The organism is Bacillus sp. TCT6 (assembly GCF_056033845.1).
In genome coordinates this window covers 1117706-1143281 of the sequence record NZ_JBVYHX010000001.1, presented here as the reverse complement: position 1 = coordinate 1143281, position 25576 = coordinate 1117706, and the positions used below count along the sequence as shown (strand labels likewise).

General features: G+C 37.2%; 27 protein-coding genes, 2 riboswitches and 1 other annotated feature (1 of these 30 only partly in view). Of the genes, 2 read left to right on the top strand and 25 right to left on the bottom strand.

Annotated features, from left to right (window positions below):
• Nucleotides 1-84: 84 nt before the first annotated feature.
• From cysC to AC0ONG_RS05785, 6 genes are all read right to left on the bottom strand, one after another.
• Nucleotides 85-696, bottom strand: coding sequence for an adenylyl-sulfate kinase (gene cysC / locus AC0ONG_RS05810; RefSeq protein WP_000380490.1), 612 nt, complete (start codon nt 694-696; stop codon nt 85-87).
• A gap of 12 nt (nt 697-708) precedes the next feature.
• Complete coding sequence (sat, locus tag AC0ONG_RS05805; protein WP_000108784.1) at nt 709-1845, bottom strand: sulfate adenylyltransferase; 1137 nt, start codon at nt 1843-1845, stop codon at nt 709-711.
• 38 nt (nt 1846-1883) lie between these two features.
• Nucleotides 1884-2588, bottom strand: a complete 705-nt coding sequence (locus AC0ONG_RS05800) for a phosphoadenylyl-sulfate reductase (RefSeq protein ID WP_000959017.1) — start codon at nt 2586-2588, stop codon at nt 1884-1886.
• An 87-nt stretch (nt 2589-2675) separates the two neighbouring features.
• Nucleotides 2676-2819, bottom strand: coding sequence for a YezD family protein (locus AC0ONG_RS05795; protein ID WP_000116158.1), 144 nt, complete (start codon nt 2817-2819; stop codon nt 2676-2678).
• A 72-nt stretch (nt 2820-2891) separates the two neighbouring features.
• Nucleotides 2892-3000: riboswitch (SAM riboswitch) on the bottom strand.
• A 114-nt stretch (nt 3001-3114) separates the two neighbouring features.
• Complete coding sequence (gene lysA / locus AC0ONG_RS05790; RefSeq protein WP_000280641.1) at nt 3115-4431, bottom strand: diaminopimelate decarboxylase; 1317 nt, start codon at nt 4429-4431, stop codon at nt 3115-3117.
• 180 nt (nt 4432-4611) lie between these two features.
• Nucleotides 4612-4793, bottom strand: a riboswitch (Lysine riboswitch).
• Between the two features lie 89 nt (nt 4794-4882).
• Nucleotides 4883-5278 carry a DUF3888 domain-containing protein gene (locus tag AC0ONG_RS05785; protein WP_001228823.1) on the bottom strand — a complete coding sequence of 132 codons (396 nt, stop codon included), beginning with the start codon at nt 5276-5278 and terminating at the stop codon, nt 4883-4885.
• A gap of 253 nt (nt 5279-5531) precedes the next feature.
• On the opposite strand from AC0ONG_RS05785, the gene AC0ONG_RS05780 reads away from it, so the two are divergent.
• Both AC0ONG_RS05780 and pssA read left to right on the top strand, forming a co-directional pair.
• Nucleotides 5532-7418, top strand: a complete 1887-nt coding sequence (locus AC0ONG_RS05780; RefSeq protein WP_474203539.1) for an LTA synthase family protein — start codon at nt 5532-5534, stop codon at nt 7416-7418.
• A gap of 188 nt (nt 7419-7606) precedes the next feature.
• Nucleotides 7607-8308, top strand: coding sequence for a CDP-diacylglycerol--serine O-phosphatidyltransferase (gene pssA / locus AC0ONG_RS05775; protein ID WP_000285417.1), 702 nt, complete (start codon nt 7607-7609; stop codon nt 8306-8308).
• Nucleotides 8309-8337: 29 nt separating this feature from the next.
• Here the strand turns inward: pssA and AC0ONG_RS05770 are convergent, their stop codons facing one another.
• From AC0ONG_RS05770 to ilvB, 19 genes are all read right to left on the bottom strand, one after another.
• Nucleotides 8338-9309, bottom strand: a complete 972-nt coding sequence (locus AC0ONG_RS05770; RefSeq protein ID WP_001062837.1) for an NAD(P)-dependent oxidoreductase — start codon at nt 9307-9309, stop codon at nt 8338-8340.
• Nucleotides 9310-9453: 144 nt separating this feature from the next.
• Nucleotides 9454-9621, bottom strand: a complete 168-nt coding sequence (locus AC0ONG_RS05765) for a DUF4025 domain-containing protein (RefSeq protein WP_001118892.1) — start codon at nt 9619-9621, stop codon at nt 9454-9456.
• Between the two features lie 68 nt (nt 9622-9689).
• The gene (locus AC0ONG_RS05760; protein ID WP_000861858.1) at nt 9690-10706 is read right to left on the bottom strand and encodes a histidinol phosphate phosphatase domain-containing protein; all 1017 of its coding nucleotides are present in this window, start codon (nt 10704-10706) and stop codon (nt 9690-9692) included.
• A 12-nt stretch (nt 10707-10718) separates the two neighbouring features.
• Nucleotides 10719-11042, bottom strand: a complete 324-nt coding sequence (gene hisE, locus AC0ONG_RS05755; RefSeq protein WP_000426355.1) for a phosphoribosyl-ATP diphosphatase — start codon at nt 11040-11042, stop codon at nt 10719-10721.
• Nucleotides 11043-11053: 11 nt separating this feature from the next.
• Nucleotides 11054-11359 (bottom strand): phosphoribosyl-AMP cyclohydrolase, encoded by a 306-nt coding sequence (gene hisI, locus AC0ONG_RS05750; protein WP_000803959.1) that lies wholly within the window; start codon nt 11357-11359, stop codon nt 11054-11056.
• Nucleotides 11356-12114: an imidazole glycerol phosphate synthase subunit HisF gene (gene hisF, locus AC0ONG_RS05745; protein ID WP_000880106.1), complete on the bottom strand. Its 759-nt coding sequence runs from the start codon at nt 12112-12114 to the stop codon at nt 11356-11358. The genes hisI and hisF overlap by 4 nt, the downstream gene beginning before the upstream one ends.
• Nucleotides 12108-12827: a 1-(5-phosphoribosyl)-5-[(5-phosphoribosylamino)methylideneamino]imidazole-4-carboxamide isomerase gene (hisA, locus tag AC0ONG_RS05740; protein ID WP_000402290.1), complete on the bottom strand. Its 720-nt coding sequence runs from the start codon at nt 12825-12827 to the stop codon at nt 12108-12110. The genes hisF and hisA overlap by 7 nt, the downstream gene beginning before the upstream one ends.
• Nucleotides 12800-13429, bottom strand: coding sequence for an imidazole glycerol phosphate synthase subunit HisH (hisH, locus tag AC0ONG_RS05735; RefSeq protein WP_000560346.1), 630 nt, complete (start codon nt 13427-13429; stop codon nt 12800-12802). The genes hisA and hisH overlap by 28 nt, the downstream gene beginning before the upstream one ends.
• A complete protein-coding gene (gene hisB, locus AC0ONG_RS05730) occupies nt 13430-14014 on the bottom strand; it encodes an imidazoleglycerol-phosphate dehydratase HisB (RefSeq protein ID WP_001249962.1) in 585 nt (194 codons plus the stop codon).
• Nucleotides 14014-15303, bottom strand: a complete 1290-nt coding sequence (hisD, locus tag AC0ONG_RS05725) for a histidinol dehydrogenase (protein WP_000402915.1) — start codon at nt 15301-15303, stop codon at nt 14014-14016. Before hisD ends, hisB begins: the two co-directional genes overlap by 1 nt.
• Before the next feature lie 11 nt (nt 15304-15314).
• Nucleotides 15315-15950: an ATP phosphoribosyltransferase gene (gene hisG / locus AC0ONG_RS05720; RefSeq protein WP_001244490.1), complete on the bottom strand. Its 636-nt coding sequence runs from the start codon at nt 15948-15950 to the stop codon at nt 15315-15317.
• The gene (locus AC0ONG_RS05715) at nt 15926-17188 is read right to left on the bottom strand and encodes an ATP phosphoribosyltransferase regulatory subunit (RefSeq protein ID WP_000170301.1); all 1263 of its coding nucleotides are present in this window, start codon (nt 17186-17188) and stop codon (nt 15926-15928) included. The genes hisG and AC0ONG_RS05715 overlap by 25 nt, the downstream gene beginning before the upstream one ends.
• A 309-nt stretch (nt 17189-17497) precedes the next feature.
• Nucleotides 17498-18079: a 3-isopropylmalate dehydratase small subunit gene (gene leuD, locus AC0ONG_RS05710; RefSeq protein WP_000433191.1), complete on the bottom strand. Its 582-nt coding sequence runs from the start codon at nt 18077-18079 to the stop codon at nt 17498-17500.
• On the bottom strand, nt 18057-19451 hold the full coding sequence (leuC, locus tag AC0ONG_RS05705) for a 3-isopropylmalate dehydratase large subunit (protein ID WP_000520125.1): 1395 nt from the start codon (nt 19449-19451) through the stop codon (nt 18057-18059). Before leuC ends, leuD begins: the two co-directional genes overlap by 23 nt.
• Nucleotides 19451-20515 carry a 3-isopropylmalate dehydrogenase gene (leuB, locus tag AC0ONG_RS05700; RefSeq protein WP_136997024.1) on the bottom strand — a complete coding sequence of 355 codons (1065 nt, stop codon included), beginning with the start codon at nt 20513-20515 and terminating at the stop codon, nt 19451-19453. The genes leuC and leuB overlap by 1 nt, the downstream gene beginning before the upstream one ends.
• Before the next feature lie 77 nt (nt 20516-20592).
• Complete coding sequence (gene leuA / locus AC0ONG_RS05695; RefSeq protein ID WP_000809594.1) at nt 20593-22113, bottom strand: 2-isopropylmalate synthase; 1521 nt, start codon at nt 22111-22113, stop codon at nt 20593-20595.
• A gap of 1 nt (nt 22114) precedes the next feature.
• Nucleotides 22115-23125, bottom strand: coding sequence for a ketol-acid reductoisomerase (gene ilvC, locus AC0ONG_RS05690; RefSeq protein WP_001151745.1), 1011 nt, complete (start codon nt 23123-23125; stop codon nt 22115-22117).
• 26 nt (nt 23126-23151) lie between these two features.
• A complete protein-coding gene (ilvN, locus tag AC0ONG_RS05685; RefSeq protein ID WP_000822952.1) occupies nt 23152-23661 on the bottom strand; it encodes an acetolactate synthase small subunit in 510 nt (169 codons plus the stop codon).
• Nucleotides 23658-25358, bottom strand: coding sequence for an acetolactate synthase large subunit (gene ilvB / locus AC0ONG_RS05680; RefSeq protein ID WP_000095838.1), 1701 nt, complete (start codon nt 25356-25358; stop codon nt 23658-23660). The genes ilvN and ilvB overlap by 4 nt, the downstream gene beginning before the upstream one ends.
• A gap of 73 nt (nt 25359-25431) precedes the next feature.
• Nucleotides 25432-25576: a binding site (T-box leader), on the bottom strand; it runs 83 nt beyond the window's last position.

The following is a 25576-nucleotide window of genomic DNA, read 5'->3' as shown; positions in this document are numbered from 1 at the left end:
CCCCCTATATAAAGTGAAACTTTAATCAACCCTCACCAATCGGGCATTTACAGCCTGCTCCAGCCGAATTTTGAGGTGGGCGTTTTACTTCCCAGCAAACAACGGGACAAAACTACGCTCTTGTAAGTACTTCACGATTTGTTCTGCACATTCTTCAATAGAATACTTGTGCGTTTCTACAATTAATTCCGCTCGATCTGGTTCCTCATACGGTGAATCAATACCTGTAAAATCTTTAATATCACCTTGTCTCGCTTTTTTGTATAACCCTTTTGGATCACGTTTTTCACACTCTTCAATTGGACATTTTACAAACACTTCTATAAACTCATCTGCCGCTAATAGATCCCTAACTTGTTTGCGATCTACTCGAAATGGTGAAATAAATGCTGTAAGGACAACTGTTCCTTGATCTACAAATAGCTTCGCCACTTCGCCAATACGCCTTATATTCTCCATACGATCACTTTCAGAAAAACCTAAGTCTTTATTTAAACCGTGGCGAATATTATCCCCATCTAACACATAATTTCCAATATTCTTTTCAAATAGTTTACGAGCAACCGCATTCGCTACTGTAGATTTACCCGAAGCTGATAAACCAGTAAACCAAATTACAAAACTGTGATGTCCATTCTTCACTCTTCTATCATCTTTTGAAACCGAAGCTATATGCCAAGTAATATTCGTATCCATCTCGTTCTCTCCCTATTCTGTTACTACTTCTTTTTTTAAACCTTTAATTAGCACTTCTACTACTTCTTTACGACTAAATGTACTTGGCGGAATCTCACCGTTTCTTAATAATTCTCTTACTTTCGTACCCGATAAAATAACATGATCTTCTTTTCCGTGCGGACATGTTTTCGTTGAAGCCATCGCTTCACATTTCGTGCAGTAAAAACTATGTTCAAAGAATAGTGGTGTAATGCCTAACTCTTCTATCGTAAAATTCGTGAAGATTTCTTGCGCTTCGTATGTTCCGTAATAATCTCCTACTCCGGCATGATCACGCCCTACAATAAAGTGTGTACATCCAAAATTCTTTCTTACTAACGCATGAAATATAGCTTCCCTTGGTCCTGCGTAACGCATTGCAGCAGGAAATACACTTAAAAAGACACGATTTTTCGGATAATAGTTTTGAAGGAGTACTTCATAGCTTTCCATTCTTACATCAGCAGGAATATCATCCGATTTCGTTTCTCCAACGAGTGGATTTAAAAAGAGACCATCTACAATTTCAAGAGCAGATTTTTGAATATACTCATGGGCACGATGTACCGGGTTTCTCGTTTGAAATCCGACTACTGTTTTCCACCCACGTTTTTTAAATTCTTCTCTCGTTTCAATTGGGTCTAAACGATAAGAAGGAAATTGATTATTTTCAAAGCGTTTTGTTAGAATAATAGTTCCTCCAACGTAAACGTTTGGCCGTTCATATAACTTTTTCACTCCTGGATGAACCTCATCCGTTGTTTTATATACAAGTAACGCTTCTTTTTCTTTATCTGGTACGAAAATATCTTCTATTTGAATAACACCATATATATTTCCATTGTTGACAAGCTTTACTTCCTCTCCAGTCTTCAGGCTTTCTGCGACTTCTTCTGTTACCGGTAATGTAATCGGTATACTCCACACACTACCATTTGCTAAACGAAGCGTTTCTACGACTGAATCATAATCTTCCTTCCCTAAAAAACCAGTAAGCGGGCTATATCCACCTGTCGCCAATAGTTCTAAATCACTTAAAGCAATATTGTCTAATTTAATTTCTTTTTCAATTTGTGATACCTCATATGTCTCATCTATACGGTTTACTAATTCGTTTACTGTGCTCATTTTCTATATCCCCTCTTAGCTTTATTTCAAGATTCATCTTATTGATAATGAAGACCACATTCGGTTTTCATTTTCCCAGCCCATCTACCATCTCTTGAATCGCCACCATCCCCTACAGGTAAAGTACATTTCTCACACCCAATACTTGGATAGCCAACATCATGCAACGGGTTATACGGCAAGCTATGTTTGTATACATATCGCCAAACTTCTTTCCACGTCCAATGAATGAGTGGACAAACTTTAATAGATTGAAAACGATGATCTTGATTTATAAACTTTGTATGCTTACGTGTTTCTGATTGTTCCCTTCTTAAGCCCGATATCCATGCTTTTTCCACGACTAATGATTTTTCTAAAGGTAAAATTTTTCTAATCTTACAACAAAGATTCGGATTGCTCTCCCACAGTTTTTCACCATGCAACTTCGCCTGTTCATCAAGTGTAAGTTCTGGCTGTTTTTCTATAATATTCAATGAAGGAAATCGTTCCCTCACTCTTTGAATTAATTCATACGTTTCTTGAAAATGAACATTTGTATCTAAAAATACAACTTTAGCAGATGGATTTACTTGGTTTATAAGGTGCAGCAATACCATACCTTCCACCCCAAAGCTACATGCATAGACGATTTCATCTTTATACTCTTCATAAGCCCAATTTAATACTGATAACGCGCCTTTTGTTTCATCTTCTTCCGAAAATGAAACAACATTTTCTTCCCACGTTTCATACGTCAACATGTTTTTTCCCCCTGTAAAAGCAAAAAGACGGTTTTAACCTAATGAAAATAGGTTAAAACCGCCTCTAGTTTTTCTAGTCAGCGCTTTTCACTTTAAACGTACTTTTTCACTTTTCTCTAACTGAATTACTTTTCCATCTTGCACAACAATTGTAATTGAACCATATTTCATATCAGCAAGCATCGCTTCAATCTTCTCGGATACTTCATCAAAATGTTCCCGTACACTCACGCGAACAGCCCCCCTTTTTATTCATAAAAAAAATCTTTCCCATTTCGAAAAGACTGTTCGGTAATATATTTTACCTTATCTTTCAAAATGGATTCCATTTTGCTGGATTTAGCACCTTGCTTTCTATAAGCAGGTTGCCGAGCTTCTTCGGGCCAGTTCCCTCCGCTTCTCTTGATAAGCTTTGTATTTGTATTTTATCACAATTCTGATTTTTTTCAATCCTAGTTTTCCGATATATTTTAATTATTTTATTTTACAAAAAAGGAATTGCCCATCCGAACAACTCCTTTTCTATTTAGACAAGCTCTTTAATACGTATGCGATCGTTCCCAATAATATTTTCATATGTTTCGCGTTCCACAACTACTTGCGATGTTCCGCCTTTTGCAAAGACCACGGCTGGTCTTCGAATCCGATTGTAATTATTCGCCATCGAATACCCGTAGGCTCCTGTACAGGAAACTGCTAGTAAATCAGCAGAAGCGACTTTTGGTAAATGAATATCCCAAATCAACATATCTCCACTCTCACAGCATTTCCCAGCAATCGAAACGAGTTCCTCATTCTCATCATTCCCTCGATTCGCTAACATTGCTTCATAACGCGCACTATATAAAGCAGGTCTTAAATTATCTGTCATTCCACCATCGACTGATACATATTTCCGAATACCAGGAATATCTTTCACAGATCCAACTGTATAAATTGTTGTCCCAGCATCACCTACAATGCTACGGCCTGGTTCAATCCATATTTCTGGCAATGGATATTCACATACAGTAAATTGTTCTCTCACTGCACTTGTTACAGCTCGCACATATGTCTCAAGAGTTAATGGTGTATCCGACTCTGTGTAGCGTATTCCAAATCCCCCGCCTACATTTAACACTTTTACTACATAGTTTGTTTGCTCTCTCACTTCTTCTAAAAATTGGCGAAGAACTTCAATTGCTCGAACAAAACCAGCTGTTTCAAATATTTGCGATCCGATATGTGAATGAATCCCTAGCACATTATAATTTGATTTTTGTAAAGCAAATCCAATTGCCTGCATCGCTTGACCGTTTGAAACGCCAAATCCAAATTTCGAATCATCTTGGCCTGTTGTAATATATTCATGTGTGTGCGCCTCTACTCCAGGCGTTACACGAATTAATATGTTCACAAATTTTCCATGTTGCATCGCTAAATCGTGTAAAATTTCTAATTCAAAGAAATTATCTACGACAAAACAACCAATATTCGCCTGAAGAGCCATCACTATCTCTTCTTCTGTTTTATTATTTCCATGAAAATGAATACGTGATGCTGGAAATCCTGCTTGGAGCGCAGTATATAATTCTCCCCCAGAAACAACGTCTAATGACATATTCTCTTCACGAGCTACTCGGCACATCTCCATGCACAAGAACGCCTTGCTTGCATATGCTACTTGATAAGAGAAACCACTTTCTTTAAAAGCACGATGAAACGCTCGGCATTTTCCTCGAATAGACTCTTCATCATATACATAAAGTGGTGTTCCGTATTGCTTTGCTAGCTGCGTCGTATCGCACCCTCCAATTTCTAAGTGTCCTTGCCCATTAATTCGGCTTGTGCCGTGTAAATACATTTAAATTCCTCCCTTATTTCCTCTAAAACTCATAACCCCAATCTTCTATTCATTGCAGCACGCTTTTAGATAGACAAAAAACGCGCGGAACAATGTTCACACGCGTTTCTTATTAGGAAAAATATATATTGAAAAAATAAACGAGTTGTTATCTCCTCAAAATAAGAAACCGCATCAACATCTCCAAATAGCTCTCCATAAAATAAATCTTATGACAGTACTACATTTATTCAATGTAGTCCCAATATATGAATAAGATGGTTATTCTTATATTTCGGCAATAGTCCCTTTCAACCTATGATCACAGATTCCATTAAATCTCCCATAGCTTACTCTTTCCTATCGCGGCCTCTACCTTTGAGAGTAGATGAGGTAAGTCTATTTAATTTTCAAACATCTAATTGTTGCTATTAACAATACCAAAGGACCATTTTATTTGTCAAACAATTTTTTATATTGTTTTTTTACAGTTTAATTTTGTATCGTTTGGTAAGCGCTTTACTGAAATCTTTGTCACTTCCCATTCGCCTTCTTCGTTATTAAATGTAATCGTTACCTTCTCAAATGGTGGAGCAATTTTCCCAGCAACACGTTCATACTTTGTCACTTCAATACTTGCTTGAAATAAATATGTACCGCTATACACTTTTTTTAAACTAATAATTTTAGGACATTGATAAGGTTTCAAACTTCCATATTGTTTTTCAATTGCTTTATTTATTTTTGGAAATAAAACAGAATAAAGTGCATCTTCCATAAGAGGTGCATCATATTGAGCTACCGACACACTCGGTGAAGTAAAAAGTATAACACTACTGCATGCTATAAAATATAATAATTTTCGCATTATAACCTCCGTATATCACGCGATTCTTTCTACGTACGATAATTATCATACATAGAAATTCTGTTTTATTGTCTCCCACCAATCTTTTTCTACTCGATTATTATAAAAAAGCCCACAACCCCCTTTTATTTTCGTATAATGATACTCATAGTATAATAATCATAATAACAAAGGACTGTTCGTATATATAAAAGGAGTCGTTAAGCAAACTGACTCACAAGAACTGTCATGCTTTTTAGGAGAGGAGTATATTATGCTACAACATCTGTTTCCAAAACTGCGATTTGCACTCGTTGCAGTCGTTTTACTATGGATTAAAACATATATTGTGTACAAGCTAGCATTTGATATTAAAATTGATAATTTCTTTGAAGAATTCATGCTTTTTATTAATCCACTAGCTGCGTTACTTTTATTTTTCGGCTTAGCTTTACTTGCATCTAAGCACCGAAACCGAATTATAATTGGAATCAGTTTTATACTGTCATTTATTTTATTTGGAAACGCAATGTTTTATGGGTTCTATAACGATTTCGTTACTTTCCCGGTTTTATTCCAAACAAACAATATGGCTGATTTAGGGACAAGTATAAAAGAACTCTTTACGTACAAAACATTACTTTTATTTGCAGATGCAATTATTTTAATGTTTATTTCGCGTAAATTCCCATCATTTGGCGACAAAACACCACTTTCCCGCTCAGAGAAGCGAACTTTCTTTAGCGGTGTAACAGCTTTATTAGCACTACAAATTGTTGTATCAGTTATTTATAAACCACAAATGTTCTCACGCTCATTTGACCGTCAAACTGTTGTGAAAAATTTAGGTTTATACACATATCATCTATTTGATATTACACTCCAATCCAAGTCTTCAGCTGAGCGTGTATTTGCAAGTGGCGATGGATTTTCTGAAATTAAGAACTATACAGACTCAAAAGACAAGCAAGTTGATAAAAACTTATTTGGAGCTGCAAAAGGTAAAAATGTAATTTTAATTTCAATGGAATCTACACAAAGCTTTGTTATTAATAAAAAAATAAATGGAAAAGAAATTACACCATTTTTAAATGAATTTATTAAGGATAGCTTCTATTTCGATAACTTCTATCATCAAACTGGACAAGGTAAAACTTCTGATGCTGAATTTATCGTTGAAAACTCACTTTACCCACTAGATCGTGGTTCTGTATTCTTTACTCATGCAACAAATGAATACACAGCTACACCAGAACAATTAAAGAAATACGGATATTCTTCCGCCGTCTTCCATTCAAACGATAAAACGTTTTGGAATCGGAATGTAATGTATCCTACACTTGGATATGATCGTTACTTTAATTTAAATGATTACGTAGGAACGGAACAAATGTCTGTCGGTTGGGGATTAAAAGATAAAGAGTTCTTTGAACAATCTATTCCAAAGTTAAAATCTTTACCGCAACCGTTCTATACAAAATTTATTACATTAACAAATCATTTTCCGTTTCTTCTAAATCCGGAAGACCAATATGTTGATGAATTCAACTCAGAAAGTGGTGTTGTAAACCGCTACTTCCCAACTGTTCGTTACACAGATGAAGCTCTTAAATTATTTATTAAACAATTAAAAGAAGAAGGACTGTATGATAATTCCGTTATTGTCATTTATGGTGATCATTATGGTATTTCCGAAAACCATAACGCAGCTATGGCACAGTTCCTAGGAAAAGATACTATTACACCATTCGATTCTATGCAATTACAACGCGTTCCTCTTATTATTCATGTGCCTGGTCAAGAAGGAAAAGTTGTTTCTAAAGTATCTGGTCAAATTGATATTAAACCAACGCTCCTTCATTTACTTGGTATTAAAACAAATAAATCCGTTGAATTTGGAACTGACTTATTTATTAAAGAAAAAGACCCGCTTATGGTAATGCGTGATGGTAGCTTTGTTTCTGAAGAGTATGTTTATACAAAAAATATGTGCTACAAAAGAAGTACGGGTGAAGAAGCTGACATGACGCTATGTCAGCCGTATGTTGAAAAAGCAAAAACAGAATTAAAACTCTCCGATAAATTAATTTATGGAGATTTATTACGTTTCGATCCTAATAATCGATATAAAACCGGAACGATGACAACGAAATTTGAATAGTAAAGGAAGCAACTTTATACAAGTTGCTTCCTCTTTTTATTTTCACTTAATTTATTCCTCATCCTTCTATGAAATCTTTCACAAATTGGTAATTTCTTTCGTATGAGGAATAAATTTATGGTATGATAAAATAAGTAAACTTTCATACACTAATTAAGAATTTATTACAGAAAGCAAGGGATCAGATTTTGTATAGAGCAGCTATTCCAAACTTATTTACGCTCGGAAATTTATATAGCGGATTTTTATCAATCGGCTATGCATCTTTAGGATATTATAAATCAGCTGCTATTTTAGTACTTATCGGGATGATGTTAGATAGTCTTGATGGTCGTGTTGCTCGTTTATTACGTGTTGATTCACAAATGGGAAAAGAGCTCGACTCGCTTGCAGATGTCGTAACATTTGGTGCAGCACCTGCTGTTTTAATGTATTACACATCTTTCTCAAACTACGGAATCATCGGATTATACATAGCGGGATTATTCCCTCTTTTCGGGGCATATCGTTTAGCACGATTTAATGTAACACCATCTTCTACTTCAATGAAATATTTCACTGGAGTACCGATTACAGCAGCGGGAGGGCTTGTTGCTTTCTTAACATTATTTTCACATACCATTCCAAAAATCGTTCTTATTACCGTATTTGTAACGTTCGCATTTTTAATGGTGAGCCGCATTCGTATCCCAAGTTTAAAAGATGTACCAATTCCACGATATAGCATCATTATTACACTATTTTTAGTTGGAATCATTATTACAATGTATCAAACAGGATTTGGCAATTTTTCTGTTTTCTTATTCATTGCCATTCCACTATATATTTTATACATGTTATCTCAATTCATTAGACAAAGACCGTCTAAAAAAGCGAATAAAGAAAAATAAGAAACCTTCCGAGTCCGGAAGGTTTCTTTTTATTTTGTGACTAATACCTTTTGATTTACAGGTGTTACTGGCTCTTCGCCGTTTAATACAGCTAAAATATTTCTGACAGCCATTTCAGCCATCGCATCACGAGTTTCAAACGTTGCATTCCCTACGTGTGGAGCAAGCACTACATTCTTTAATTCTTTTAGCTCTTCTGTAATTTTCGGTTCAAATTCAAACACATCAAGAGCTGCCCCTTCAATTTCATTCGTTTTTAATGCATGAGCAAGTGCCGCTTCATTCATAATTGGTCCACGTGAAGCATTTACAATATACGCTGTTTTCTTCATCATTTTAAACTGCTCTTCATCAATCATATGATGTAATTTTGGATTATAAGCACAGTTAATTGTAATAAAATCTGCTGTTTGTAATAATTCTTCCAACGTCACATACGTTGCTCCCAGTTCACTTTCAGCTTCAAGCTTACGATTTGGCCCTGTATATAAAACACCCATTCCAAATGCTCTCGCACGTTTTGCAACAGCCTTCCCGATTTCTCCAAGACCAATAATTCCAATTGTCTTACCGTGGACTTCTCGTCCTAAGAAAAATAACGGTGCCCATCCGTTAAATCCAGTCGTACGACATAACGTATCCCCTTCAGGAATTCTACGCGCCGCTGCTAAAAGAAGTGCAAATGTTAATTCTGCAGTCGCTTCCGTTGATACTTTCGGTGTATTCGTTACTGCAATTCCTTTTTCGCCAGCATACGTGTAATCAATATTGTCGTAACCAGCACCATAGTTTGCAACAATCTTTAAATGAGGCGCTGCATCAATAACTTCTTTTGGCACCTTTGTTGAAAGTAAACTTAACAATGCATCTTTATCTTTTACACGCTCTGTTAATTCATCTATAGAAATTAACTCCTCTTTATCGTACATTTCTACATCATGATCTTTTAATAGTTCTAATCCAATTTCTGGAATTTTTCCCGCTACTAATATTTTTGCCACTACTAACACCTCTTCTATAGAAAATAAGATATCTCTTATATTTCATTGTAAGAAATCCATATATAAAAACCAAGGAATTTGATTATAGTTTTGAAAATCGACACTTTTCCATAAAAAAAGAGGAGATACAACTCTCCCCTCTTCTTACGCTTTTTCCTGCGATTCTTCTCCGAGCTTCACATCAATAGTTCCTTCTGCAACCGTATCGCTAATTTGCTCCTCAATAACCGATTGAGATGCAGCATTCGTTTCAGACGTATAAGCTTGTTGCTGTGCAACTTGTACATTTTGTTTATTTTGTTGTTTCGCCATTTCTTACCCTCCTTTTCATTCTTTCTTATTTTGAACAAAAAGGACGGTTTTCATCAAAAAATCGCGTTTCATTTTAAATTTGTTACTTCTTCTTCAAGCAACCTCATTACTCTTGCTCGCTTCGTAAATGTTGCGACCTGAGTAACACCGTGAGCTCGTAATGTTTGTACATTTTCTTGTACATAATTCCCTAAATCATTTGGATAATGGGCATCCGAAGAAATCGTAATTGGAACACCATACTTAGCTAATACTTGTAAATATAGTGGACTTGGGCACATTTCACGAACAGGGTAACGATAGTACAGTCCTGCATTTATTTCTGTTGCCGTATTCGTTTCTACTAACGCACAGGCAATTTCCTCATAATAAGAAAGCTGTTCATTCTCATCCAATCGATAATTAAATACCTTTATATTATCAAGATGAGCGATAATATCAAATAACTCTGTATGAATCGCACTCTCAACTGTTTTAAAAAACGTATCGTATAATGTGCGTAGGTCATGCACCTCAAAATATTCTTTCGTATCCGGATTATCAAATCCCCAGCCATTTAGAAAATGAACGGAACCAATTACATAATCAAAGTCTCCTAGCGCTAATAATTCTTTTAACTCTCCTTCACAATCAAGAAAATAATCCGCTTCAATTCCAAGTTTAAGTGTGACACCTCTTTTACTCCATCGTTCTTTCGCTTCTTCAATTGCCTTTGTAAAATCATACAGTGAAACTACCCTTACTTGATCTAACCATTCCTTCTGTATACGACCAAGCTTAGAATCACTAATATCTACATATTTTTCATAATATCCTTGCGCTTCATGAAAACGATATAGATGATCAACAATTCCCACTTCTTTTATTCCTTTTCGCACAGCTTCTTCTAAATAGAGATCCATCCATTCTTTTGTAAATGGCCCTTCCTTCACACGCTTTTGCAAACGCTCTTGTGTTTTCATAAGCCAATCAATAGAATGCCTTTCTTGAAGCGGTTCATAACATTCCAACGCTTCATTTATTTTAGCAAGCCATCTTATTGAATACGGTCCTTCTTCTAAGTGAAGATGATAATCTACTTTCATATACATTCCCCCTTATAATGTATCTATTTCCCTTCTATCCCCAACTCTCGAAAGCTTTCCATTTCGTTCTTTCACCTCTCGCATGACATCTTCCAATGCAATATTTTTTTCAGCCAATAAAACGAAACAGTGATAAAATACATCAACCATTTCTTTCACTACTTCTTCTTTATCATTATTTTTACATGCGATAATTACTTCAGCGCACTCTTCACCAATTTTCTTTAAAATTTTATCTTCTCCTTTTGAAAATAAATAATTTGTATACGATTCAGGAAGTGGGCTTTCCTTTCGTTCTTCAATTGTTTTATACAGCAACTTAAAGGCATTTTCCATATGTATCCCCCCTATATAATTTGATAGTGAAAGCATGTCTTCTCCCCCGTATGACAAGCAGGCCCTACTTGTTTCACATTCACAACAATTGAATCTTGATCACAATCTAAGTATAGAGATTGCACATATTGAACATTCCCTGATGTTTCTCCCTTATTCCATAACGACTGCCTCGAACGAGAATAAAACCATGTTCTTTTCGTCTCTAACGTTTTTTCATATGCGTCTTCATTCATATAAGCTAGCATTAAAACTTCTTTCGTACCTTCTTCGATGACAATTGCTGGTATTAATCCTTTTGAAAAATTAGGTTTCATAACCGCACCTCAACATTTGCATCTCTTAATTTTCGCTTTACACTCTGCACTGTCGCCTCACCATAATGAAATATGGATGCCGCTAACGCTGCATCAACCGTTGTCTTTTGAAAAACTTCTATAATGTGATCCGTATGACCACAGCCCCCTGATGCGATGACTGGAATGGAAACACTTTTTGAAATCTCTTCTGTTAAACGAAGATTATATCCACTTTTCGTTCCATCTGCATCCATACTCGTTAACAAAATTTCACCCGCCCCGAGCTTAACAACACGCTTCGCCCATTCTATAGCATCCATTTCTGTGTCAACTCTTCCACCGTTGACGTATACGTTCCATTTATCTTCCGCTACTTTTCTAGCGTCAATTGCGACGACAATACATTGTGATCCAAAGTGTTCTGCCCCTTCTTCGATTAGCTTCGGGTTTCGCACTGCCGCTGAGTTTATTGAAACTTTGTCTGCTCCAGCTCTTAGTAAATTGTACATATCTTTCACACTTGAAATCCCCCCGCCAACCGTAAGAGGAATAAATACTTTTGCTGCTGTTTTTTCTACAACATCTATAATCGTTTTTCTTCCTTCATGGGTCGCCGTAATATCTAAAAATACGATTTCATCTGCCCCTGCCTCGTTATATGCTTCAGCTATTTCAACCGGATCACCGACATCTTGTAATCCTATAAAATTTACACCCTTTACGACTCGCCCTTCTTTCACATCTAGACATGGAATAATTCGTTTCGCTAACATAACTTCGTTACCTGTAATACTTCTTCTAAATCAATCTTTTTCTCGTAAAGCGCCTTTCCAATTATGACACCATATATATTCATATCATTTAACTTTTTCACATCTTGAATAGATGCCACTCCTCCAGAGGCAATGAGACGAATGCCCACACTTTTTTGAAGTAACGTCAATTGTTCAAAATTTGGCCCTGCAAGCGTCCCGTCTTTCGAAATGTCTGTAAACACAATCGTTTGAACACCTAAACTTTCCATTTGTTTCGCTAAACTAATATAAGAAATTTCAGACAAATCAAGCCAACCTCTCGTTGCTACGAAACCATTTTTCGCATCAATTCCAACAATGATTTTCTCTTTATATAGATGAACTGCTTCCTCTAAAAATGACTTATCATAAAGAGCCGCTGTTCCTAAAATCACTTTTTCTACACCTACTGACAATAACTTCTCCACCGCTTTAAGTGAACGAATTCCTCCTCCCACTTGCACAGGAATACGTACCGCCTTGCAGATTTTTTCAATGACGAGAAAATTTAGCGACTCGCCAGCAATTGCACCGTCTAAATCAACAATGTGTAGTATTTCCGCTCCAAGCTTTTCAAATATGATCGCCTGCGCTACCGGATCTTCATTCATCACCGTTTCTTTACTAAACTCTCCTTGATAAAGTCTAACGCATCGCCCTTCCTTTAAATCGATAGCCGGGAAGATTTCCATGCTTCTACCACCCCTTGAAAATTTTTTAATATTTGCATGCCAATTTCACCACTTTTTTCTGGATGAAACTGTGCACCAAATACATTTCCTTTCGCTACAAACCCTGGTACTTGCATTCCATAATCACTTACTCCGCATACAATTTCATCTGGACAATCCGCGTAATATGAATGAACATAATACACGAAAGAACCATCTACTAATCCATTCCAAAGCGGAAATTCTCTTTCCTTCCTTAATTCATTCCATCCCATATGAGGAATTTTATACGAAACTTTTAACTTACGAATTTCCCCTGGTAGTAAACCTAACCCACTACAACCTTTTAGTTCCTCACTTCGTTCAAATAAAAGCTGCATGCCCAAACATATACCGAGGAGTGGTTTTCCTATATCACAAACTTCTTTTAGTACACACACTAAATCTCTTTCTTCTAATACTTCCATCGCTTTCGGAAATGCACCTACTCCCGGTAAAATCACGCCATCGCTTCTCAATATCTCTTCTTTATCACTCGTTACAATGTGCTCTGCCCCAATATATTTTAATGCTTGCTCTACACTACGAATATTCCCCATTCCATAATCTATAATGGCAATCAATTACAACATCCCTTTCGTTGAATTTACACCAGTAATGTTGGCATTTTTTTCGACCGCTTCTCTAAGCGCTCTACCAAAAGCTTTAAATAATGCTTCAATTTTGTGATGTGTATTACTTCCATATAGAACGCGCGCATGTAATGTAATATTGGCAGCATGTGCAACTGCTCTAAAAAATTCTTCCGTCAATTCTGTATCAAAATCCCCGAGCTTCGGATTTGTTAATTCCCCTTGAAATACACAATATGAGCGTCCACTTATATCAATTGCGACAAATCCTAAAGATTCATCCATCGGTACATACGCTGAACCGTAACGATTAATTCTCTCTTTATTTTGCAATGCTTCTTTCAAGCAATTTCCGAGTACAATTCCAACATCTTCAACGGTATGATGTGCATCGACAAATACATCACCTTCTGCCTCAACTTGCAATCCAAATCTTCCATGTCTAGCAAATAAAGTCAGCATATGATCGAAAAAACCAATCCCCGTTTGAATAGATACATTCGTACTTTCATCAAGCTGCAAACTTAATTTAATTTTTGTTTCTGTCGTCTGACGTACTTGACTGGACTGACGCATTATTTTTCCTCCTCAAACCTTATTTGGATTGCTCTCGCATGTGCATGTAACCCTTCTTTATTTGCAAGCTCTACAATATGATGCTGTACATTTTTTAATGCTTCCTCCGTATAAGAAATAAAACTTGATTTTTTCACGAAATCATCGACTGATAACGGAGAAAAAAATCTTGCCGTTCCGCTCGTTGGTAATACATGATTCGGTCCCGCCAAATAATCCCCGAGCGGTTCAGGTGCATATGGCCCAAGGAAAATAGAGCCTGCATGTTTCACATAATCTAGAGCATTCATCGGTTCTTTTATATGTAACTCTAAATGTTCTGGAGCAATTTCATTTGATAACTTTAGTGCCTCCTCTAAAGAAGGAACGATAAAGATGGCTCCATTTCTATTTATTGATTCACGTGCAATTTCACTTCTTGGTAACATTTCTAACTGTCTTTCTACCTCTTTTTCTACTTCTTTAGCTAGTTCCATATTCGTTGTAATACAAATTGCCGTTGCTCTCTCATCATGCTCTGCTTGCGATAATAAATCCGCTGCGATATATTTTGCATTACCTGTTTCATCCGCGACAACTACAATTTCTGATGGACCAGCAATCATATCGATATTTACTATTCCGTATACTTCTCGTTTCGCTAGAGCGACGTACAAATTTCCCGGTCCAACTATTTTATCCACTTTCGGAATCGATTCCGTCCCGTATGCTAAAGCCGCAATTGCTTGCGCGCCACCTATCGTATAAATTTCATCTACCCCCGCAAGATTTGCAGCAGCTAATATATGAGGATCAATTCCTTCTTTCCTCGGCGGTGTTACCATTACAATCTTTTTCACACCTGCGAGTTTCGCCGGCAATACATTCATTAATACTGAAGAAGGATATGAGGCTGTCCCACCCGGTACATATACACCTATATTTTCTAATGGCCGAATGAGCTGCCCTCTAATTATGCCTTTACTTTCACAATCGAATATTGAGTACTTCTTTTGCTTTTCGTGATACGAAACAATGTTTTTCTTCGCCTCTTTTAAAGCTTCTAAAAATGAATTCTCTACAAGCATACTCGCTTGCTGTATTTCTTCTTCACTTACACAAAAATCTTTCATCTCTACACCATCAAACTTTTTTGTATAGAAAGATAAAGCCTCATCTTTCCCTTCCCTTACATTTCTAATGATTTCTCTTACACTTCTTTGAACAGTTTCTTCTATTATATTAGCGTTTTCTCTTAGCACTTTTATTTTAGATAATGCCTCCTTAAAGTCTTCATAAATGATTTCCATTTTAAGTCCTCCTATTTCCCTGATAAGATTTCTTGCTCCATCATATTTACAATACTGAATATTTCGTCTTTTTTAGTTTTTAAGGCCGCCTTATTTACAATCATCCGAGCCGATATAGATTGCATTTCCTCAAATATAATAAGTCCATTCTCTTGTAATGTTTTTCCTGTTTCAACAATATCTACAATTGCATCTGCCAATCCAAGAAGAGGAGCGATTTCTACAGAACCTTCTATTTTAATAATTTCTACGTCCTCTCCCTTATCATGAAAATAAGTAGAAGTAATATGTGGGTATTTCGTAGCAATTCTTTTCTTCCGGTAACTTTTCGGATTATACGTAGGAATAGAAGCAACACAAAACTTACAAATCCCTACTCCTAAATCCAGCATTTCATAAATATCTTTCTCGTTTTCCATTAAAATATCTTTTCCAACGATCCCAATATCAGCTACCCCATGTTCTACATAAGTAGCAACATCAACCGCTTTTACTAAAATAAATGAAACATTTGTATTTTTACTTTGAAATACAAGCTTCCGACCTTTATTTTTGAGTTCCGAACAATCAATTCCAATCTGCTCAAAGAGTGGAATTACATGTTTTTCTAATCTTCCTTTCGTTAACGCAATTTGAATGTTACGCATGAAGTCTCTCCTTCTTTCTGGACTACCCATTTCTCATTCCACACATATTCCACTAAGTATTCATTCTTTGCCTCAACGACCGTTCCTATTTTATTTTTTCTTGCAAATTGAAAGGTATCGCTTAAATTAGAGAATAGAGATAACCAGGCATTTTTCCCGTCCTTTCGAAGTAAATTTCGTAACCTTTCTGCTTCTGCTAATCTATTTAACTCATAATGAATCACAATATCAATTTGATTTCGTTCATATGGTTCTTGCTGCTCTTGTAGCGCCTTCACAATTTGATTTACTTGCAGCGCGAGTCCAACAGCCGGCAGCGTTTCTCCAAAATTCCCAATTAGCTCATCATATCTTCCGCCACTAACGATTTCTTCTCCAATTTCATATATATATCCTTTGAAAATAACACCCGTATAGTAATCTAAGTGTTGAATCATGCCTAAATCAATTGATATGTAAGAACCATATCCTAACGTTTCCATTGTTTCATACATTTCTTTTACTCTTGCAATTGCCATTTTCATTTCATTACTTGAAGCAAGCTTTTCTGCTTCCTCAATAACTTCTAAATTTCCAAATAGCCTCGGTAATTTCTCAAGTAATCTTACTGTCTCATCGCATCGATCTAATTTCTTTTCTCCGATGAAATTTGAGAGGGCAGCATAATTTTTACTTTCTATATACGTTCTAAGTACCCTTTCTTCTTCATCATGGATGGAGAGTTTTTTTACAATACATTTATATAACTGTACTTGCCCAATCTCAATTGTAAAAGATTGCACATTCAACTTTTGAAGTGCTTGAATGACACTTATTACGCATTCAATTTCAGCTCTTACATTATCAATCCCGATAACTTCAATACCACTTTGTACGATTTCATTATATTTTCCAGAATGGGATTCATTTGCTCGAAATACATTCCCGCTATACGTCACTTTAAGTGGCGTATCCCATCTCTGTGTTCCAATAACTCTCGCTAAAGGAATTGTCATATCTGGACGTAAAACGATAATCCTTCCCTTTTCATCAAAAAATTTATACATCTTCTCTTCATCTATCGGTCTATTTTGAAATGCAAAAACATCATAAAATTCAATTGTAGGTGTTCTTATTTCCTCATAACCTCTCTCTAAAAAAGTAAGCCTTAATTTTTGCTCCACTTCTTCAATTAATGTACATTCTTCGAATAAATAATCTCTCGTTCCATTCGGGTTTGCCCGCTTCCATTTTGTCATCTAAATTTTCACACCTTTCCCCTTCTAATGTATGCCGATTTCATTCACCTAAGCCGAAAATAAAAAGAGCCTTGTAGACAAAATACCTACAAGGCTCTTCAATAGAGTGTAGGTACAACGGGAATACCCCTTGTACCTACACGTTTTCACGCTAGGTTCAAGGGTTTCATGTATGATGATGTAGTTGTGTAAGCATTGTAATAGATCGCACGATATTCATAATACTTACTCCCTTTCTCCTCTGATTTTCACATAGTATATAACAGTTAATTTTGAATGTAAATACATTTTAAATATTCCGTCACTTTTTTAATATAAAGCCACTTTTCTTTCATACTCTTTTATTTCTTGTTCATATTGCATTGTAATACTAATTTCATCTAAACCATTTAATAACTTCTCTTTCCACATTTTCTCGATTGTAAAATGGAATCTATGCGTATTCGTTGTAATTACTTCATTTTCTAAATCAACTGTGATTTGTTCCCTCGCATCTGTTTTAGCAAGTTGTTCACGCATATCTTTATCCATTACAATCGGTAACATTCCATTCTTCATACAATTCATATAAAAGATATCGGCAAATCCTCCAGCGATAATAACGCGGAAACCATAATCAGCAAGCGCCCATGGAGCATGTTCTCTTGACGAGCCACATCCAAAATTATCACCTGTAATTAATATGCTGGCTCCTTTTCTTTCTTGTGCATTAAGAGGAAAATTAGGGTTTTCTTGGCGATTATTATCATATCGCCACTCATCAAATAAAAACTTCCCAAACCCAGTTCTTTCAATTCTCTTTAAATATTGCTTCGGAATAATTTGATCTGTATCAATGTTATCATTCATCAGTACTGCGGCAGTACCTTTATGAATACGAAATGGCTCCATCATAACTCTCCTTTCTAATATCAACAAAATGACCATATAACGCAGCCGCAGCCGCCATTGCCGGGCTAACTAAATGCGTTCGTGCTCCCTTTCCTTGTCTTCCTTCAAAATTGCGATTTGACGTAGAGGCACAATGTTCTCCTTCAGGCACTTGATCTGGATTCATACCTAGACACATTGAGCATCCGGGCTCTCTCCATTCAAATCCAGCTTCTTCAAATATGCGATGTAATCCTTTATGCATCGCTGCTTCTCTTACCCTTTGAGATCCGGGTACAACAAGTGCTCGCACACCTTCTTTTACTTTCTTACCTTTCACGACAGATGCAGCAATTTCTAAGTCAGAAAGCCTAGAATTTGTACAAGATCCAATGAAAACATGTTGAACTGGAATGTCATACGTACTTTGTCCGGGACTCAATCCCATATAAGAAAACGCTCTTTCGTCATTTGCATCATACTTTTCTGGCAATTTCTCATCAATCCGAACACCCATACTAGGATTTGTTCCCCACGTAACGTACGGCGCTAAATCCGTAACATCTACTGAAATATGTAAATCATAAACTGCATCTAAATCTGTATAAAGTTCTGACCATTTTTTCTTAATAGATTCATAGTCTTTCGGCGCATATTTACGCCCTTTTACGTAAGCAACCGTTTTTTCATCTGGTGCAATAATACCAGCCTTTGCTCCCCCTTCAATTGCCATATTGCAAAGCGTCATCCTCTCTTCCATATCCATAGCATGAATGGTCTCTCCGTAAAACTCCATTACGTAACCTGTTCCAACTGCTACTCCGTACTTTGAAAGGAGATGTAAAATAATATCTTTCGCATAAACACCTTGCGGTAACTTTCCTTTTAACTCAATGCCCATCGCTTTCGGCTTTCGTTGCCATAACGTTTGCGTTGCCAATACATGTTCCACTTCACTCGTACCAATACCAAACGCTAGTGCACCAAAAGCACCGTGTGTTGCTGTATGACTATCACCACAAACAATCGTTTTTCCTGGCTGTGTGAGTCCAAGTTCTGGTCCTATAACATGAACGATCCCTTGCTCTTCATCTCCGATATCCGCTAATGGCACCTGAAATTGTTTACAATTTTCCCGAAGTGTATCTAGTTGCTGCTTCGCAATACGATCGGTAATATTCCAAACATCTTTCGTTGGAATATTATGATCCATCGTTGCAAATGTTAAATCTGGTCTGCGGACTCTTCGATTTGTAAGCCGCAAGCCTTCAAAGGCTTGCGGTGACGTTACTTCATGAACAAGATGTAGATCGATATATAATAAATCCAATCCATTTTCATTAGTCGTAACTACATGTCTTTCCCAAAGCTTATCTAGTAACCTTTTCCCCATTATTTTCCTCTCCCTACTAACGCTTGCTCTTCCATTTCTTGAATAACTGCCTTTGTAAATGAAATTGTCGTTTCAGTCCCCCCGATATCTGCTGTACATTTTCCTGATTTAAGGACTGCAGAAACTGCTTCTTCAATTGCATCTCCTTCCCTCGTTAATCCGAACGATTGCCCAAGCATCATTGCAACAGAACGCATCATCGCAATTGGATTCGCCTTATTTTTCCCCGCAATATCCGGCGCTGATCCGTGAATAGGCTCGTATAATGAAGGCCCCTTTTCAGCGTGACTTGCTGATGGAAGCATTCCTAATGATCCAGCTAATACTGAAGCCTCATCACTTAAAATATCACCAAATAAATTTTCCGTTACAATAACGTCAAATCTTCCTGGATTTCGAATTAATTCCATAGCCGCTGCATCTACTAAAATGTGTTCTACTTCCACATTTGGGTAGCGAAGTGCTACTTCTTCTGTCACAGTTCTCCATAGTTTACTAGACTCTAAAACATTCGCTTTATCAATAGATGTTACTTTTTTCTTCCGCTTATTCGCTAATTGAAAAGCATACGAAACGATACGTTCAATTTCATGGCGATGATACGTAAGTGTATCTGTCGCCACTTCTTCCGTTCGCTCTTTCGGATAAGAAAAATAAATTCCGCCTGTTAATTCACGAACGACAACGAAATCAATTTCATCCGCATTTTTTAATGGTGATAAATGTGCAGTTGCACTTTCTACCGTTACAGGGCGAACATTCGCAAATACACCGAGTCCTTTTCTTAATGCTAATAATCCTTTCTCAGGCCTTTCTTTCGCACTATCCCACCTTGGTCCACCTACTGCTCCAAGTAAAACCGCATCACTCGCTAAACAGGCGGCAAGTGTTCGCTGTGGTAATGGTTGCCCAGTTAAATCGATAGCAACACCACCAAAGTACTCATCTTGCAAATGAAAATGATGTCCATATAGCCTTTCTACCATATGCAATACTTCCTTCGCACTTTCCATAACTTCTGGACCGACACCATCACCAGCTAAACAAACGATACGTTTTTCCATTTTTAACACTCCTTTTAACTGAATTTTCAGAACTTTAATTTGATAGGTGAGGAAAACTTCTCTCACCTATCAAATATTTATTTCACAAGCGCTATAAGAGATTTTAATTTCCCTGCTGCATGGACATAAGCTCTCGCCGACGCTTCCAATACGTCTTGCGCAACTCCGAAACCTGATATTTGGTGACTACCTTCTTTTAATTCAACATGAACGTGAGCAAGTGCATCTTGACCTTGTGTAATAGATTGTATGCGATAATCTGCCAATTCACATTCTAGTCCTAAAATTCTTTGAATCGCATTGTATATCGCTTCAATACTACCAGAACCAGTGGCTGCATCTTCATATACATTTCCTTCCTCATCCTTCAGCACAACTGTTGCGCATTGTGTACTATTTGATACGAAATGCACTTGTAATTGCGTAATGTTATATTGCTGGGCTGCAAATGCTGCTTCACCAAGCATAAGTGCGCGTAAATCTTCCTCAGTAATTTCCTTTTTACGATCAGCCAATTTTTTAAACGCTTCGAATACCGCATCTCGCTCTTCATTTGTAAATTCATAACCAAGCTCTTTCATTTTTTCCGTAAACGCATGACGGCCAGAATGTTTCCCAAGTACAAAGAGATTTTGAGATTCTCCTATAAGCGCTGGTTCGATAATTTCATAAGTTGTTACTTCTTTTAGAACCCCATCTTGGTGGATGCCTGATTCATGAGCAAATGCATTCGCTCCAACGATTGCTTTATTTTTCGGTACAACCATACCCGTTAACCTGCTTACTAATGTACTCGTCGCCTTAATCTCTTTTAAAGTCATAGAAGGTTCTGCTTTATAAAAATCTTTTCTAATATGAAGAGCAACCGCAACTTCTTCTAACGCTGCATTCCCTGCTCTTTCTCCAATGCCATTAATCGTTCCTTCTACTTGCAATGCTCCGCCTTCAACCGCAGCTAACGAATTTGCTACTGCCATACCAAGATCATCGTGACAATGACAAGAAAAAATCGCTTTTTCATATGATGGAACGGATTCTTGTAAGTATTTGAAAAGAGAATAATATTCTTCTGGATTCGTATATCCAACTGTATCCGGAATATTAATTACATTCGCTCCTGCGCGAATCGCAGTTTCTACTGCTTCAGCTAAAAATGCTCTCGATGTTCTTGTCGCATCTTCTGCAGAAAATTGTACTGTCGGAAATAATGATTTTCCAAGCGTAACCGAACGATGAATACTATTTAACACGTCTTCTTTTGACATACAAAGTTTATATTTCATATGAATATCACTCGTAGCTAGAAATACGTGTAGACGAGGAGATACAGCACCTTTCACTGCTTCATATGCTCTTCGAATGTCACTTTCTTTCGCTCTAGCTAAACTCATAACCGTAGCATTTTGAATTGTATTCGCGATGCGTTTTACTGATTGGAAGTCACCTTCGGAAGCTGCCGCGAATCCAGCTTCCATTACATGAATACCAAGCCTCTCTAATTGCCTAGCAATTTGTAATTTCTCTTGTTCATTTAAATTTACTCCTGGTGATTGTTCGCCATCACGAAGCGTTGTATCCATGAACAAAATCTGCTTCATATTATTTAATCCCTACCTTTACTCGCGGTTGTACGAAAGGCATCATTTCACGTAATTTACGTCCAACTACTTCAATTTCATGTTCATTCTCTTTCTCATTTGTCGCGTGGAAATTTGGTCTTCCTGCTTTATGCTCTGCAATCCAGCCTCTTGCAAATGTACCATCTTGAATTTCTGCTAATACTGCCCCCATCGCTTTCTTCGTATCTTCAGTAACAACGCGTGGTCCTGATACGAAGTCTCCCCACTGCGCTGTATCTGAAACTGAATATCTCATATTTTCAAGTCCACCTTCATACATAAGGTCAACGATTAGCTTCAGTTCATGTAAACATTCAAAATATGCAAGTTCAGGCTGGTATCCCGCATCAACTAACGTTTCAAACCCTGCTTTTACAAGTGCAGTCACTCCGCCGCAGAGTACAGCTTGCTCTCCAAATAAATCTGTTTCTGTTTCTTCTTTAAACGTCGTTTCTAATACACCAGCTCTCGTTGCTCCAATTCCGTCAGCATAAGAAAGTGCTTTTTCAGTCGCAACTCCTGTTGCATCTTGATATACGGCAAATAGTGCAGGAACAGCCCCGCCCTCGGCGAACGTACGGCGTACGAGATGCCCCGGTCCTTTTGGCGCTACTAGAAATACATCTACATTAGCTGGTGGTTTTACTTGATCAAAGTGAACATTAAATCCATGTGCGAACACGAGAGAATTTCCGGCTTGTAAATTTGGTTCAATTTCAGCTTTATATACTTCTGGTTGTAATTCATCAGGCAGTAGAATCATTACTACATCAGCTTTTTCCGCTGCTTCTGCTACTGTATATACAGAAAATCCATCTTCATTCGCTTTATCCCAAGACTTACCTTTTCTTAAACCTACTACTACATCAAATCCGTTATCACGTAAATTTTGCGCATGCGCATGACCTTGCGAGCCATATCCGATGATTGCTACTTTCTTTTCCTTTAATACATTTACTGTTACATCTTTCTCATAATAAACTTTTGCCATTTTCATTTCCCCCTATATTTAAATGATTATTGAATTAACATAACTTGCTTATCTTGTTTTTTCATACTACGTGTAAATGCTGTTACACCTGTTCTCGCAATTTCTTTCAAACCGTATGGTCTAAGTAATTCAATTAACGCTTCCACTTTATCTTGCGTACCTGTTACTTGCACAACTATGGAATCCTTCCCAACATCTATTACAGCGGCTCGAAACGGTTCAATTAAACTATATAATTCCGCCCTTGCTACAGAAGTTGCTACTTTAATAAGAGCAAGCTCTCTAGCAATCATCGCTTCTTCTGTAATATCTGATACTTTCAGAACATCGATTTGCTTATGAAGTTGTTTAATTAACTGCTCAACTTGCTGTTCACTTTCCACATGCACAACTATCGTCATTCGTGATATATCTGATGATTCCGTATGACCTACTGAAATACTTTCAATATTAAAATGTCTTCGTGTCATAACCCCTGTAATTCGGTTTAACACACCACTTTGATTTCGAACTGTCGCTGTAACAATTCTCTTCACCTTTTTTCCACTCCTTCCATTTGGTGAACGCCTTTCCCGGGCGCAACCATCGGCATAACTTTCTCAGATTGAAGTACACGGCAATCAATTAAGACTGGTTCTTTTAATTCAATCGCATGCTTCAACTGCTTCTTTGCAAGAAGTGGATCATCAATACGAACACCTTTTATACCATACGCATTCGCAAGAGCGACGAAATCTGGTTGACACGACAATAAGGAATGTGAATATCTTTGATTATAAAATTCGTCTTGCCATTGCCTTACCATCCCTAAAGCTTCATTATTTAAAATAAATACTTTAACAGGTAAAGAATGTTCTTTTAATACACTTAATTCTTGTAGAGTCATTTGAAACCCAGCGTCACCAACAATTGCAATGACTAGTTCTTCAGGCTTTGCGATTTGCGCACCAATTGCTGCTGGAAATCCGAATCCCATCGTTCCCAATCCGCCAGAAGTTACCCATTTATCTGGATTTTTCAGCGGATAATATTGCGCTGCCCACATTTGATGTTGCCCAACGTCTGTTGTTACAATCGCTTCTCCTTTCGTGATTTCATATAGCATATCAATCGCGTATTGAGGTTTAATACTTTCAGAGTTTCGTTTATAAGAGAATGGATACTGTTCTTTTCTACTCTTTAATAAAGAGATCCATTCATGATGATTTTCTTTCCTTCCTTCTGGTTGAAGTAATACTTCCAATGCCCGCTTAGCACTTGCAACAATAGGAATTTCAGTCGGCACATTTTTTCCGATTTCTGCTGGATCGATATCGATATGCGCGACAGTCGCTCCTTTAGCAAAATAAGCTAAATTTCCAGTAAGCCGATCATCAAATCTCGCGCCTACATTAATGAGTAAGTCGCATTCATATAACGCCATATTGGCTGTGTAAGAACCATGCATTCCCCCCATCCCTAGAAAAAGTTCATCATCTGGCGGAAAGCCACCAAGACCAAGTAATGTATGCACAACAGGAATTTCATATTTACGCGCAAAACTTGTTAACTCTTTTGATGCTTTCGCATGCAATACACCTGCTCCAGCTAAAATTAACGGCTTGTTTGCAGCACTAATTGCTTGTAATAATTTGTTTATTTGGAGTAAATTCGGTTCATAATTTGGGTTGTATCCTGGTAAATCCATTTGCACATCATTACATCGTTCTCCTTGCTCTACTACCATATCTTTCGGAAGATCGATCACGACTGGGCCTGGTCTTCCTGTTTTAGCAATATGAAATGCTTCTTTAATAATTCGAGGTAAATCTGAAGCCTTTCGCACTTGATAGTTATGTTTTGTCACCGGCATTGTAAGCCCCATAATATCCGCTTCTTGGAAAGCATCACTTCCAATTAACGTTGTTGCTACTTGCCCTGTAAATACAACAAGTGGTAATGAATCAATCATCGCATCTGCTAGACCAGTAATCACATTTGTAGCACCTGGACCACTCGTTGCAATGACAACCCCTGGATTACCAGTAATTCTGGCATACCCTTCAGCAGCGTGAATTGCTCCTTGCTCATGCCTTGTTAAAATATGAGGAATTTCACAATCATACAGTGCATCATAGAGAGGTAAAACAGCACCACCAGGATAACCGAAAATCACTTCTACTCCTTCCTTTTCTAGCGCTTCTAACAATAGCTGTGCACCAGTTGCCAGTTTCTCTTCCGTTTTTGAAGACATTGTTCTTATAAGCCCCCTTTTTGAAAACCTTTATCAATAAAAAAAATCCTACGTCCACACTCCAGCTATGTGCTGAAGGGACGAAAGATTTCGCGGTACCACCCTTCTTTGCAAGAATACTCTTGCCTCAGTGACCCATAAATGGATCTAGCTAATAACGGAGCTACCGTCTAAGCCTAGACAAATGCTTCAGCTTAGCACTCAAGGGCGATGTTCGT